This is a genomic window from Kitasatospora sp. NPDC127121 (genome assembly GCF_042677305.1).
In the GTDB taxonomy this organism is placed as follows: domain Bacteria; phylum Actinomycetota; class Actinomycetes; order Streptomycetales; family Streptomycetaceae; genus Kitasatospora.
The window spans coordinates 183,630-197,407 of sequence record NZ_JBHXTQ010000003.1 but is presented as its reverse complement, the minus strand read 5'-3'; the positions used below and the strand labels follow the sequence as shown (position 1 = coordinate 197,407).

8 protein-coding genes and 1 rRNA gene are annotated in these 13,778 nt (G+C 75.6%); 3 read left to right on the top strand and 6 right to left on the bottom strand.

Features of this window, described 5'->3' with window-relative positions; genetic code table 11:
• The 3 genes from ACFVHI_RS04110 to ACFVHI_RS04100 all read right to left on the bottom strand — a co-directional run.
• Window positions 1-279, bottom strand: a 16S ribosomal RNA gene (locus tag ACFVHI_RS04110); the annotation flags it as partial.
• 554 nt (window positions 280-833) lie between these two features.
• Window positions 834-2,192, bottom strand: a complete 1,359-nt coding sequence (locus ACFVHI_RS04105) for a PP2C family protein-serine/threonine phosphatase (protein ID WP_380335535.1) — start codon at window positions 2,190-2,192, stop codon at window positions 834-836.
• A 177-nt stretch (window positions 2,193-2,369) separates the two neighbouring features.
• Complete coding sequence (locus ACFVHI_RS04100) at window positions 2,370-3,707, bottom strand: NAD(P)/FAD-dependent oxidoreductase (protein WP_380335532.1); 1,338 nt, start codon at window positions 3,705-3,707, stop codon at window positions 2,370-2,372.
• 573 nt (window positions 3,708-4,280) lie between these two features.
• On the opposite strand from ACFVHI_RS04100, the gene ACFVHI_RS04095 reads away from it, so the two are divergent.
• Both ACFVHI_RS04095 and ACFVHI_RS04090 read left to right on the top strand, forming a co-directional pair.
• Window positions 4,281-5,144 carry a TetR/AcrR family transcriptional regulator gene (locus ACFVHI_RS04095; protein ID WP_380335529.1) on the top strand — a complete coding sequence of 288 codons (864 nt, stop codon included), beginning with the start codon at window positions 4,281-4,283 and terminating at the stop codon, window positions 5,142-5,144.
• Window positions 5,145-5,482: 338 nt separating this feature from the next.
• Complete coding sequence (locus tag ACFVHI_RS04090) at window positions 5,483-7,795, top strand: sigma-70 family RNA polymerase sigma factor (RefSeq protein WP_380335527.1); 2,313 nt, start codon at window positions 5,483-5,485, stop codon at window positions 7,793-7,795.
• Window positions 7,796-7,869: 74 nt separating this feature from the next.
• Here the strand turns inward: ACFVHI_RS04090 and ACFVHI_RS04085 are convergent, their stop codons facing one another.
• From ACFVHI_RS04085 to ACFVHI_RS04075, 3 genes are all read right to left on the bottom strand, one after another.
• Complete coding sequence (locus ACFVHI_RS04085) at window positions 7,870-8,574, bottom strand: DsbA family oxidoreductase (RefSeq protein ID WP_079135703.1); 705 nt, start codon at window positions 8,572-8,574, stop codon at window positions 7,870-7,872.
• Between the two features lie 141 nt (window positions 8,575-8,715).
• A complete protein-coding gene (locus ACFVHI_RS04080) occupies window positions 8,716-9,237 on the bottom strand; it encodes a universal stress protein (RefSeq protein ID WP_159398461.1) in 522 nt (173 codons plus the stop codon).
• Window positions 9,238-9,356: 119 nt separating this feature from the next.
• Entirely contained in the window at window positions 9,357-11,507 is a 2,151-nt protein-coding gene (locus ACFVHI_RS04075; protein ID WP_380335524.1) for an asparagine synthase-related protein, read from the bottom strand.
• 741 nt (window positions 11,508-12,248) lie between these two features.
• On the opposite strand from ACFVHI_RS04075, the gene ACFVHI_RS04070 reads away from it, so the two are divergent.
• Window positions 12,249-13,676 carry a hypothetical protein gene (locus tag ACFVHI_RS04070; protein ID WP_063348294.1) on the top strand — a complete coding sequence of 476 codons (1,428 nt, stop codon included), beginning with the start codon at window positions 12,249-12,251 and terminating at the stop codon, window positions 13,674-13,676.
• Window positions 13,677-13,778: the final 102 nt, after the last annotated feature.

Here is a 13,778-nt window from a genome sequence, read left to right as displayed (position 1 = left end):
ACCCGTCGTCGCCTTGGTAGGCCATTACCCCACCAACAAGCTGATAGGCCGCGGGCTCATCCTGCACCGCCGGAGCTTTACACCAACCCCCATGCGGAGGAAGGTCATATCCGGTATTAGACCCCGTTTCCAGGGCTTGTCCCAGAGTGCAGGGCAGATTGCCCACGTGTTACTCACCCGTTCGCCACTGATCCACCCCGAAGGGCTTCACCGTTCGACTTGCATGTGTTAAGCACGCCGCCAGCGTTCGTCCTGAGCCAGGATCAAACTCTCCGTGAATGTCTACCCACAGTGCCTAATTAAAAGCACCGGGTGGCACTCGCGTTGAGCGGCACGGCAACCACCGGAATAGGGCGGTCCCGCGCACTGCGTCCTCGCTAGTGTTTTACTTCAAAAGGAATCTCCAACCCCAGAAGAATCTGAGGCCGGGGATGTCAACATATCTGGCGTTGACTTTTGGCACGCTGTTGAGTTCTCAAGGAACGGACACTTCCTTCGGACCGCCTTCCAGCGGGCCCTCCGGGCGCTTCGTTCTTTCGTGTTTCAAGCTTACCAGATGTTTTCCGCTCCGTTTCCGGCGCTTCGTTCATCCAACTCGCTGGTGTCTTCTGCGGCTTGACGCCCCGTCCGACGTTTCAAACTCTAGCCGATCCCCGCTCCGAAAAGCGAATCGGCCGCAATCCAATAAAACGAGCACACCGAATAAGAACCAAGCCGCGACAAGACGCGACCCAGCCCGAACCGGGAAGTGGTGTTTCGAAAGGATTGGCTACCGCGGGACCGTCCGCGCAAAATGCGTGTCCGGTGCTCCCTGCCAGGCAGCTCGAAGAACACTAGACCTCGGGGAAGGCCGAGTCAAGCTCCGGTTCCGCCCCGGCGACGCTCTCTTCCTCCGCCTTCTCCTCCGCCTCCTCCGCCGGCAGGTGGAAGGCCAGGACGGCGACGTCGTCGTCGTGCTCGGAGGTCACGCCCATCGCCCGCAGGAGGCGGGCGCAGATCACCTCGGGGGCCCCGACCGCGCCGGTGAGGGTGCGGGCGAGGAGGTCGAGGCCCTGGTCGATGTCCTCGTCGCGGCGTTCGACCAGGCCGTCCGTATAGAGGACGCCGGTGGTCCCGGGCAGCAGGCGCAGGGTGTGCGAGACGTGGAGGCCGTCGCCGGTGCCGAGCGGAGGGCCGTTCTGCTCCTCGCTGCGCAGGACCGTCCCGTCGGGGCAGCGCAGCAGCATGGGGAGGTGTCCGGCGGAGGCGTAGGAGAGGGTGCGGCGCTGCGGGTCCCAGACGGCGTACGTGCAGGTGGCGATCTGGTTGGCGTCGATCTCCATGGCGAGGCCGTCGAGCAGGCGCATCACCTCGTGCGGGGGCAGGTCGAGCCGGGCGTAGGCGCGGACGGCGGTGCGCAGCTGGCCCATGACGGCGGCGGCGCGCAGGCCGCGCCCCATCACGTCGCCGATGACCAGGGCGGTCCGGCCGCCGTCGATGGCGATGACGTCGTACCAGTCGCCGCCGACGGCGGCCTCGGCGCCGCCGGGCTGGTAGGTGGCGGCGACCCTCAGGTCGGCCGGCTGGTCGAGCTTCTGCGGGAGGAGGCTGCGCTGGAGGGTGACGGCGGCCTCGCGCTGGCGGCGTTCGGCTTCGCGGAGCCGGGCGGCGGCGAGGACCTGGTCGGTGACCTCGGCGGCGAAGATCAGGACGCCGGCGGGCGGTCCCTCGGCGGGGGTGTCCCCCGTGTCGCCGGGGCCGCCGGGGCCGAGCGGGACGCAGGAGACGTTGTAGTAGCGGTTGCCGGTGAGGCCGAGGATGCAGCGGGCCTTGACGCTGCGCGGGCGGCCGCCGCGGATGACCTGGTCCATCAGGGCCAGGACACCCATGGTGCCGAGTTCGGGGAGGGCTTCTCCGGCGGGCAGGCCGGTGGTGCGGTCGCCGAAGAGTTCGCGGTAGGCGCGGTTCGCGTAGCCGAGCTGGTGGAGCGGGCCGTAGGTGACGGCCACCGGGGCGGGGATCCGGTTGAGGACCTCGCGCAGGTTCTGGGGTTTGTGCAGGTCGAGGAGTTCGGCGGCGGTGGCCAGGTTGGTGGGGTCGCGGGGGCCGGGGACGACGACGCCGTCGGCGGAGGGCGCGCCCTCGTCGGTGCCGGCCCCGGTTGGCGGGGCGGCACGCCAAGGGACTCCGGTGAGCCGGGCGCTCCAGCGCATGAGGTTCAAACGACGGCCGCTTCCTCGATTTCCAGGCATATCATCACTTTTTGTGTGCACATCAGCACACGGGGTAATGACTAGGTTGGGCTGATCCTGTCAGGCAAGGGCCCGATTCCGGAAGTCGCCCGCCCGGCGTGGCCGCCCGTTCCGCCCCGGCACGGGGCACCGGGGCGCTCACCGCGGGGCGTCCGGACCGCCGTCGGGCCGCGGCCCGGACCCGGCCTCGAACTCCGGACGCGGATGCTCCGTCGCCCCCAGCGAGACCACCTCACGGGAGAACAGCCCGCCCAGCACCCAGTCCATCAGCACCCGCACCCGGCGCTCCGCGCTCGGCAGGCGCCGCAGGTGCCGGGCGCGGTGCAGCCACCAGGCCCGCCGCCCGGTGATCCGGCGGCCGCGCCGGGTGTGGGCGACGGCCCGGCGCAGGCCCAGCGAGGTCGAGCAGGCGGCGTGGCCCGGCCGGTACTCGGCGAGGCCGGGGGCGTGCGGTCCGGCGTCCAGGGCGACCGCGATGTTCCGGGCGAGCAGCTCGGCCTGGGCGAAGGCGTGCTGGGCGTTGGGCGCGCAGGGCGCCCCGTCCGCGTCGGGGTCCGGTACGGCGGCGCAGTCCCCGGCCGCCCAGACGCCGGGCAGCGCGCGCCCGTCCGGGCCGACGGCTTGCAGGGTGGCGAGGCAGCGGACCCGGCCGAGGGTGTCCAGCGGCAGGTCGGTGTCGCGCAGCAGCGGGGCCGGCCTCACCCCGGCCGTCCAGACCAGGGTGCGGGCACCGAAGCGGCTGCCGTCGGACAGGGCGACGACCCGGTCCGCGGCGGACGCCAGGGTGGTGCGCAACCGGATGTCGACGCCGCGTTCGCGGAGCTGGCCGAGGGTGTGCTCGGCCAGCTCCGGCGACTCCTCGGCGAGGATCCGGTCGGTGGCCTCGACCAGGACCCAGCGCAGGTCCTCGGGGCGGACATTGTGGTAGCCGCGCACCGCGGTCCGGGCCATGTCCTCCAGTTCGGCGAGCGCACCGACGCCCGCGTACCCGGCGCCGACGAAGACGAAGGTGAGCGCGGCCTGGCGCAGGGCCGGGTCGCGGGTGGCGGAGGCGAGGTCGAGCTGTTCCAGGACGTGGTTGCGCAGGCCCACGGCCTCGCCGACGGTGGAGAAGCCGCGGCCGTGTTCGGCCAGACCGGGCACCGGCGCCGTCCGGGAGACCGAGCCGGGCGCCACCACCAGGACGTCGTAGGGGAGTTCGATCGGTGCGGCGGCCTCTCCGGGGCCCGCGGCGTCGGCGAAGGCGCGGCGGGCGGCGTGTTCGATCCGGGTGATCCGGGCGGTCAGCACCCGGCAGTCCGGCAGGACCCGGCGGAGCGGGACGACCACGTGCCGGGGGTCGATCGAGCCAGCCGCGACCTCGGCCAGCAGCGGGTGGTAGGTGAAGTAGGCCTGGGGCTCGACGACGGTGATCTCGACCTCGCCGCGTCGCAGGCGTTCCCGCAGGCCGCGCTGGAGGTGCAGCGCGGTGGCCATCCCGGCACAGCCTCCGCCGGCGATCAGGATTCTGATGGTGCACCTCCTGCCGATTGGCGCTTCCTCCCGGCCCCGCGGCCGGGGGTGTCCCCCCTCGCGCCCCCCTATGAAGGACCGGCAGGGGCGGTCTTGTCCACAGTCCGTACCGCGCCGGATGTGACGGGAGTCGACGGGTGGGGCCAGTTGTGCTGCCCGGGCGACTTTCTGACGGACTTTCGGCCGCGAACGGGCGTGAACTATGGTCGGATTGTGTGCCGGAGCGGTTACCGCCATGACAATCGGCGGCGACGCACCGTGGAGCGGCCACTACGGCCAGTTCCAGCGTTGGCTCGAGAACCCGACTGCGGGACAGTCATCCGGGGAAGGGTAGTTCCCGGACAAGGCCCCGGACGGTGCCGACGCGCCGAGCCGGACGCGAGCCGGCCCGGAGGCACGAACCGTGGTCACGAAACGGGACGGGCGGCAACGAGCGATGGGTCATCAGGTCATTTCTGACGGGCTGAGCTGCACCGGGGGGTGCAGGGGCGGGCGACGACAGGGTCCGGGTTCGGGCGCCTGCGGGGGAGAGTTGGGATGATGGAGCAGGAGCAGGTGTTGGGGCGAACGGGAGCACCGCACGCCGGCCAGGGCATGGTGCCGGAACAGCGCGGCCCGGTGGACCTGCCGCCGGAGGTCGGGGCCGCCTATCCGGGCGTCCCCTACCGGGTGGAGCCGCCACCGGTCGTCGTGCACGTCCCCGGGGCCCGACTACGGGTGGACGCCCGGCGGAATCTGGAGAGCGTGCTGCGGGCCGCCCGCGAGGTGTTCGGCGAGTTCGGCTACGGCGCGCCGATGGAGGAGGTCGCGCGCCGGGCCGGGGTCGGCGTCGGGACGGTCTACCGGCGCTTCCCGAGCAAGGAGGTGCTGGTCCAGCGGATCGCCGCCGAGGAGGTGGCCTGGCTGACCGCGCAGGCGCGGGAGTCGCTGTACGGCGGCGGCGGGGCCTGGGAGTCGCTGGCCGGCTACCTGGCGCGGGCGGTCGGCACCGGCGCCGGGCGGCTGCTGCCGCCGGAGGCGTTCCGGTACGCGGAGGAGCTGGGCCGGGTGCCGGAGCAGCGGGTGCCCGAGCCGGCCGCCGTCCGGTTCGACCTGCGCGGCGAGGACGCGCAGAACGGTGCGGCCGTCGAGCCGTCGGCGGCCGACGCCGATCCCCGGCTGCTGCTGCAGCTGCTGGCCGCCCTGGTCGCCAGGGCCGGCGCGGCCGGCGAACTGCGGCCGGGCGTCACGGTGTCGGACGTCGTGCTGGTGCTGACCGCCTCGGTGCCGGTGCACGCGGCCCGCACCACGCCGACCACGGCCGGTTTCTCGGCCGGGGTCCAGCAGGCGGAGGGGCAGCCGACGGCCGGCCCCTCGGAGCGGCTGCTGGAGATCCTGCTGGACGGCCTGCGGGCACGCTGACGCGCCACCGCGGGCGCGGCCGCCGCAGCTGGCGGGGACGGGAGTTGGACGGGAGACCGGCGCGCGGACCAGTCACGCGCGCCGGGTGCGGGCGGTGCACAACCACCCGCCCTGTACTGGCCGAACACATCCGCGACGGCTCCTCGGAAGAGTGGGTCCCGGCCGGTCCGGCTACCGCCCATCTCTGCGCTATGCCATCCTTTGCCCGTGGTTGGAGCCAATGTCCCGATGCGCGCCCTTCGCGCGCCCTCGGCGCCGTACAGCGCGGAACCGTGCGCCCACGCGCTCCCGCGCGCCCTGCCACACTGCGGGGGCTGTCGTGGAATCTGGGGTCCGTTGTGAGCGCCGAGGAACAGAACGACTACGGGTACGGCCTCGACTTCGGCCCGTCCGGAGGCTTGACCGGGGGACTGGCCGACGGCTCGTCCGGCAGTACGTCCGAAGGCCCCGCCACGGCCTCCGGCGGCCCGGCCCAAGTACCCGGCGCCGCACCGGGTTCGGCCACCGGCCCGACCGCCGGACACGTGCCCGACCAGGCGGGCATGCCCAGCCGCGAGTCCCTCTCCGCCTCCGCCGCCGCGCTGCCCCCCGGGCGGGTGCCCGGCCAGGCCCCGGCCGGCCGCGGCGGCGTCGCCCCCGAGGCGTTCGTCGGCGCCGGCCGCCCCGCCCGCCCCACCGTGCCCGCCCCCGCCGACCCGGTCGACGGCGAGCGCCCGGCCTCCGACGCCGAGTTGACCGCCCGGGTCCGGGCCGGCGACGACACCGCGTACGAGGAGATCTACCGCCGGCACGCCGACTCGGTGCGCCGCTACGCCCGCACCTGCTGCCGGGACAGCTTCACCGCCGAGGACCTCGCCGGCGAGGTCTTCGCCCGCACCCTGCAAGCCCTGAGGGCGGGCAAGGGCCCGGAGTTCGCCGTCCGCGCCTACCTGCTGACCGCCGTCCGCAACGTCGCCGCCGCCTGGACCCGCAGCGAGCGGCGCGAGCAACTCGTCGACGACTTCAGCGTGTTCGCCCAGACCTCGGCCGCCGTCGTCGACCTCGACCTGGCCGACCCCGGCGCCGATGCCTGGGCGATGGCCATGGCCGACCAGCGCATGGTCATGCAGGCCTACGCCGAACTGCCCGAGGACGACCGGATGGTGCTCTGGCACACCGAGGTCGAACGGGAGTCCCCGAAGACCGTCGCCGTGATGCTCGGCAAGACCGCCAACGCCACCGCCGTCCAGGCCCACCGGGCCCGCGACCGGCTCGCCGCCGCCTTCCTCCAGGCGCACGTCTCCGGCAGCCAGGACCGCACCTGCGAGGCGTACGCCAACCGGCTCGGCGCGTACGCGCGCGGATCGCTGCGCAAGCGCGCCTCGGCGGAGGTCGGACGGCACCTCCAGGAGTGCGACCGCTGCACGGCCGCCTGCCTCGAACTCACCGAGATCAACACCGGCCTGCGCGCGCTGCTGCCCGGCGGCGTGCTCGTCTGGATCGGGGTCGGCGGGTTCAGCGCCGCCGCGGCGGCCGTCGGCGGGGTCGCCGCGGTCGGCGGTGCGGCTGCGGGCACCGCGGCGGCCACCTCCGGAACCGCGGGTGCGGGTGCAGCTGGCGGAGCGGGTGCGGGCGCCGGTGCGGCCTCCGGCGGAGGCGGGGCCGGGGCCGGCGCCGCGGCCGGCGAGGGCCTGGGCACCGCCGCCAAGGCCGGGATCGCCGCCGCCGTCGCGGTGGCCGCGGCCGCCGTCGCCGCGTACGCGCTCACCGGCTCACCCGAGCCCAAGCCCCCCACGGCCGCGCCCCCCACGGCCGCGCCCCCCGCCGCCGGCGCCCCCGCCACCCCCCGGCCGCAGGCCCCCGCACCCGCACCGCCCGCGCCCGCCGACCCGGCGCCCAGCAGCGCCGCGACCGCCCCAGCACCGTCCGAGCCGAGCCCGAACCCGAGCCCGAGCGCGACGCCGGTCACCCGGTCGACGCCTGCCCCGACAGCCGCCCCGGCAGCCGCCCAGACCACGACGAAGGCCGCGTCGCCGGTCACGCCGAGCTCGACGACGCCCAAGCGGACCCCCACGCCGCCGGCCCCGGCCGTCCCCCTCGTCCCGACACCCAGCGTGCCGCCGCTGCCCACGCCCGAGCCGCCGGTCGTCCCCGTCGTCCCCACGCCCACCGTGCCGCCGCTGCCCACCCCGACAGTCACCCCGCCCTCGCCGCCCGCGCCCGCCGACTTCTGGGCCGACTCACTGCCCGTGGTCAAGCCCGGCAACAACCGGGTGCCGCCGCCCGGCCCCAGCATCCGGCAGAAGGGCAGCGACTGGTTCTGGCAGCACGACAGCGCCTGGATCGGCGGCGAACGCCACGGGCACGCCATCACCGTGCGCGCCCCGGCGACCACCCTGATCGACCTCAACCGCAGCTGCACGTCCTTCGACGCGGTCGCCGGGGTCGACGACGCCACGCTCTCGCCGGGCGGCGTGGTCTTCTCCGTCCAGGGCGGCGACGGCAGCACCCTGTGGCGCTCCTCCCCGCTCGCCGCTGGGGACGACGCGGCACCGGTGCACGTGTCGCTGGCCGGGCAGAAGTCGATCCGGCTGGTGGTCACCCCGGTGCACGGGATCTGGTCGGCGCTCAACGTGGCGGACTGGGCCGAGGCCCGCTTCAGGTGTTCCTGAAACGGGCCTCGGCGGGGGCTGTGCGGGGTGGGGCCCACCCGGGGTAAAGCTGTGCGCAGTGGTCCTGTGCGGGGTCAGATCGCGCAGGAGCCGTCCGCGCAGGCCTCCCCCGCCGGGGCGACCTGCACCGGCGCCGGGCGGGTCTCGCCGATCTCGGCGGCGACCTGCTCCAGCACCTTGCGGAAGGTCTCTTCGTCCTGGCCGCCCTGCACCGCCCACTTGCCCTCGAACACGAAGGTCGGCACGGCGGTGATGCCCAGCTCCCGGGCCTCGGCCAGCTGCGCGCTCACCTCGGTGGCGCCCTCGTCGCCCGCCAGGTAGGCGGTGACCCGCGCCCGGTCCAGGCCGGCCGCCACCGCGACGTCGGTCAGCGCGGCGCGGTCGCCGACGTCGACGCCGTCGGTGAAGTGTGCCTTCAGCAGCTCCTCCTTCAGCCGCCCCTGGACGGCCGCGCCGTACTCGGTCTCGGCGAGGTGCAGGAGGCGGTGGCCCAGGAAGGTGTTGGCGTGCAGCGCGGCGTCGAAGTCGTACGTGATGCCCTCGGCGCGGCCCAGCTCGGCCACCCGCGCGTCCATCGCCACCGACTGCGGGCCGTAGCGCTCGGCCAGCCACGCGCGGTGCGGGCTCGCCGTCGCCGGCGCGTCCGGGACCAGCTGGTACGGCCGGTAGACCACCTCGACGCCCTCCTTGCCGGCGAAGCCCTCCAGGGCCTGCTCGAAGCGGCGCTTACCGATGTAGCACCACGGGCAGGCGATGTCGGACCAGATCTCGACCTTCATGAGGGGACTCCAGGGGTGGGGCGGGGACGGGTGTCGGGATAGGTGAACGATGAACCATCTCGGTACATTCCCGGCACCCCGGTCAGCCTCCCTGGTCAGCGCCCCGAGCCGGGCTGGTCAGCGCACCGGCCCCGCCCCGGGTCAGCCCTCCGCAGGCGCCGGGACCACCAGCACCGGGCAGGCCGCGTGGTGCACCGCCGCCGAACTCACCGAACCCAGCAGCAGCCGCGCGAACCCCCCGTTCCCCCGCGTGCCGAGCACCAGCGTGTGCTGCCGGGTCGAGGCCTCCAGCAGCACCTCGATCACGTTCCCCAGCACCACGTGCAGCGACATCTCCCCCGCGTACGGCCGGGAACGCTGCCCCTGCACGGCCACCACCGCCCGGCGCAGCCCGTCCGCCATGCTCTCCACCAACGTCTCGACGCTCTCCTGCACCAGCTCCGCCATCCCCGGCGGATAGCCGGCCGGCGCCGGGTTCACCACGGCCAGCACGTACAGCGGCAGCCCGAACAGCTCCGCCTCGGTCATCGCCCGGTCCAACGCCCACAGCGAACCGTCCGACCCGTCGCATGCGGCCAGCACCCCCGGCGGGCGCCCCGTCGGCGGCCGCCCCAGCACCGACAGCACGACGGGAACGGACTGCTCCGGGCTCACGCTGGCCACCACGGCTCTCCTCACCGACGGACTCGTTGCCCGCCATCATCACCTGCCCCGGCTCCCGGACCCCGCCGCCCGGCCGGGCGCGGCGCGGGGGCGTGGGGCGCGCGGCGCGGGCGGCGGGGTCAGGAGGGACGGACGGGGCTGAGGGCCGGGGGTTGGGCCAGGGGAAGGCCGGTCCAGCAGGCTCCGTGGCGGCGGGCGCGGATGCGGCGGAGCCAGAGTTCGGTGGAGACCAGGTCGGCGAGGCCCGCCAGGGCGGCCGGGGAGAGGGGGGTGGCGGGGTCGGCGAGGCCGGCGCGGACGGCGGGGAGGTCGATGAGGCCGGCTTCGGCGAGGAGGGGTGCGTCGAAGAGTTCGGCGAGGCCGTCGGCGGCGAGGCGCAGGCCGGCCCGGGCGGGGGCGGTGCGGTCGGGGCGGGGGCCGCGGCCCCAGTCGGGGGGCAGGTCGGTGCGACCGGCGCCGGTGAGGACGGCGTGCAGGAGGGCGTGCCGGGCACCGGGCTGGAGGCGGACGTCGTCGGGGAGCAGGCGGGCGGCGCGGACCACCTGGTTGTCGAGGAACGGCGCGTGCAGCCGCTGGCCGGGCTGTTCGGCGGCGTGGACGAGGGTGCGGTAGGAGCGCGCGTGCCGGTAGAGGGCGTGCCGGGCGCGGTGTGCGCCCGGGCGTTCGTCGGGCGCCGGTCTGCGCGCCGCCAGTCGCAGCCGGAGGGCGACGGAGGAGAGCGCCTCGTCGGACAGCCAGCGGGCGGCCGGGCCGGGGACGCACCAGGCGAGGTCGCCGGCCGAACGGTCGCCCGCCGTGCGGCCGTTGCCCGGAAGATGGCGGGCCGTCAGCTTGGCGGCGGCGTCGTCCAGCGCCTCGGCGTACCGGACCCGGGAGAGCCGGTGGGCGGCCCGGACCACGGTGAGCGGGGTGCGCAGCGCGCCGGCCAGGACGCCGACGACGGCCCGGTCGGCACCGGCCAGCGCGGCGACCGGGGGCAGCAGTTCGCGCGGGCGGCCGGCCCGGATGAGGTCGGCGAGCCGGGCCGGGTGGCCGTCGAGGACCTGGCGGGCGCCGTAGCCGGTGAGGTGGTCGGTGCCGCCGACGTCGAAGCGGGCCTCGGCGCGGGCGGCGGCGACGAGTTCGGGCCCGGGCTCGTCGGTGAGCCGGCCGGGCGGTGCGTCGGCGTGCAGTCCGGCGTACGGGAGGGTGTCGGGGCCGGGGTGGAGCACGGTGTGCCGCAGCCGGGGGGTGTCGGGGGCGAGCGCGAGGGTGGTCGGGGGTTCGGTCTCGCCGAGCGTGACGGCGGCCAACTGTTCAGGGGCGGAGGGTTCTTGGGCGGCGACGCGGGTCCAGGAACCCTTGACCGCGCCGTTCCTGGCCCCGGCGCGGACGGCCGGCAGGCGCTCCGGGCCCGTGCTCGCGGGCACCGGCGGCAGCGGTACGGCGGCGGCGAGCAGGGCGACGGTGGCGGAGGCGGTGCCGTAGGAGAGGTCGACACCGAGCCGGGCGCGGCCGGCCGAACCCGGCGCGGTGGCGGGCGCGGTGGTGCGGACCCGGGAGCGGACGGACTCCAGCAGCGCGCGGGTGAGTTCGCGGACGGCGGGCGCCTCGTCGCGCGGCTGCTCCCGGACGGCGGGGTCGTCGTAGGCGGAGAGGTAGGGGTGGCCGCCGCGGATGGCGAGCACGTGGCCGGGGGGCACCCGCTGGACGCCCAGGTACGGGGTGCCGGTGCCGAGCGCCTCGGGCGATTCGGGGCAGGCGAGCCGGGCGGCGAGGTGGCCGGTGTCCAGCGGGGCGCCGACCAGGTCGGCGAGCGGGAGGGCGGCGGTGGCGTACGCGGTGCCGCCGGCCCAGGGGGTGTGGAAGACCGGCTGGGCGCCGGCCAGGTCGGTGAGCAGCAGGGTGGAGCGGGTGCCGGTGCGCAGGACGGCGGTGTAGCTGCCGGGCCAGGCGGTGAGGTGGCGGACGGCGCCGCCGCGGGCGGCGGCGAGGCCGGCGGCGAGTTCCGCGTCGGTGGCGCCGCAGTGGCCGAGGACGGCGAGGCGCAGGGTGGCGGGGGTGTCCTCGACGGGGTCGGGGGCGGTGGGGCCGGTGGTGACCGTGGCGGGGGCGCCGGGGCGGAGGGTGGCGAGGCGGATCTCCTCGGGGCGCCAGTCCCCGACGGCCCAGAGCGGGTTGGGTCCGGTCCACAGGGGGCGCGCGGCGATCGGTGCGACCGTGCCGAGTGCCTCGTGCGCCGGTGCGCCCGCCCGGGGCGCGCCCGTGCTCCAGCCCGTCAGCCACCGCATCGCGCCTCCACCGGACGAGGACCTGCACCCGTACGGCGCGTCCGCCGCCGGGCGGCTCCTCGCCGGTCCGCGGTGTGCCGTGGCGGCGGCCCCGGGTACCGGCGCGCCGTCAGGAGACATCGTGCCACCGGTTGGCGCTCCCGTGGCCCGTGTTGCCGGTTCCGGTTCCGCCGGTGACCCCGGCGCGGGGTGGTTCCGGCCCCGGCGGCGATCCCGGTGCGGGCAGCGGGTGTTGACGTGTTCGCGTGGTCCGCAGGGCGGGCCGGGCCTTCCCCTCCCCGGCCCGGACCGCCCGCCGCGCCGCCTTTGACATGGGCATCGCGAGATGGCCGAAAGGCGTCGCCCAGCCCGGGAGGGCATCCGCATGCCCTCCCGGACTCAGCCACCACCCGCGGGGATTGAGGCGGCGGCGTCCCCCGGCCCGCCGGGTCCTCGACGGCGGGCCGACCCACGACCACCAGCGAATCGCCGACCAGCCGGTCGAGCCAGGGGGCACGGCCGGGCGCACGTGAACACAGGACCGGAGCACGACGCTCCGGCGCGCGGCACCCCCGGCCCGATCCGAGTGGTCCGGACCAACCCCGGCGAGGAGCCGGCGCCGCACCGCCGGGTGCACGATCCCGCCATCCGGAATGCGGCCTCTTAACCGTCGGAACGCGTCCGACTACTCTAGGTACAGCAGCTACGGCCCGGTGCCGCCCGGGCCCCGCGCACAAGGCCGCAGGAGGTGCCGCCGCCACCATGACCGTCAGCCCACGAGGACCGAACGAACGGCTCGGCACGCTCCTGACCCTCGCCCAGATCAGCAACGCCGGACTGGCCCGCCGGGTCAACGACCTGGGCGCCCAGCGCGGGCTGACCCTGCGGTACGACAAGACCTCGGTGGCCCGCTGGGTCAGCAAGGGCATGGTCCCGCAGGGGCCCGTCCCGCACCTGATCGCCACCGCGATCGGCGGCAAGCTCGGCCGCCCGGTGCCGCTGGAGGAGATCGGCCTCGGCGACACCGACCCGGCCCCCGAACTCGGCCTGGCCTTCCCGCGCGACGTCGCCGAGGCGGTCCGCTCCGCCACCGACCTGTGGCGGGTCGACCTCGACCTGCGCCGCGGCCCCGGCGGCGGCCGCTGGAGCGACAGCCTGGCCGGCACCTTCTCGGTCGCCGCCTACGCGACGCCGGTGTCCCGCTGGCTGATCACCCCGGCGGACGGTTCGGTCGCCCGGGAGGCGCCGCGCGCGCCCAGCGAGGCGTCCTCCTACCGGGTCGGCCACTCGGACGCCGCCAAGCTCCGCGAGGCCGCCCAGGAGGCCCGCCGCTGGGACTCCAAGTACGGCGGCGGGGACTGGCGTTCGTCGATGGTGCCGGAGTGCCTGCGGGTGGAGGCGGCCCCGCTGCTGCTGGCCTCGTACAGCGACACCGTCGGCCGGGCGCTGTTCGGCGCGACCGCCGAACTGACCAGGCTGGCCGGGTGGATGGCCTTCGACACCGGGCAGCACGAGGCCGCCCAGCGCTACTACATCCAGGCCCTGCGGCTCGCCCGGGCCGCCGCCGACGTGCCGCTCGGCGGCTACGTGCTCGCCTCGATGAGCCTCCAGGCCGGCTACCGGGGCTTCGCCGAGGAGGCGGTGGACCTCGCCCAGGCCGCCCTGGAGCGCAACCGGGGCCTGGCCACCGCCCGGACGATGAGCTTCTTCCACCTGGTGGAGGCCCGGGCCCAGGCCAAGGCCCGCAACGCGGCGGCGTGCGCGACGGCGCTCGGCGCGGCGGAGAGCGCACTCGAACGGGCCCGCGCCGGGGATCCCGATCCGGCGTGGATCGACTTCTACGCCTACGACCGGCTCGCCGCCGACGCCGCCGAGTGCTTCCGCGACCTCGGAGTGCCCTCCAAGGTCCGCCAGTTCACCCGCGAGGCACTGGCCAAGCCCACCGAGGGCTTCGTCCGCTCGCACGGCCTGCGGCTGGTGGTCTCGGCGATGGCCGAGGCCGAGGCCGGCAACCTGGACGCCGCAGTCGCCGCCGGCGAGCGCGCCGTCGAGGTGGCCGGCCGGATCTCCTCCCAGCGCAGCCGGGAGTACGTGGTGGAGATGCTGCGCCGCCTGGAGCCCTTCCAGGGCGAGCGCCGCGTCCGGGAGCTGACCGAACGGGCCCGCGCGGTCCTGGTCGCCCCGGCGTGACCGGGGGCGAGCCCGGCGGTCATTGAGGTGCACCGGCAAGAGGGGCCCCGGGCACCCAGGCCCGACACCGCCGGCCGGCGCCACCGCCCGCCCCTCGGCGCC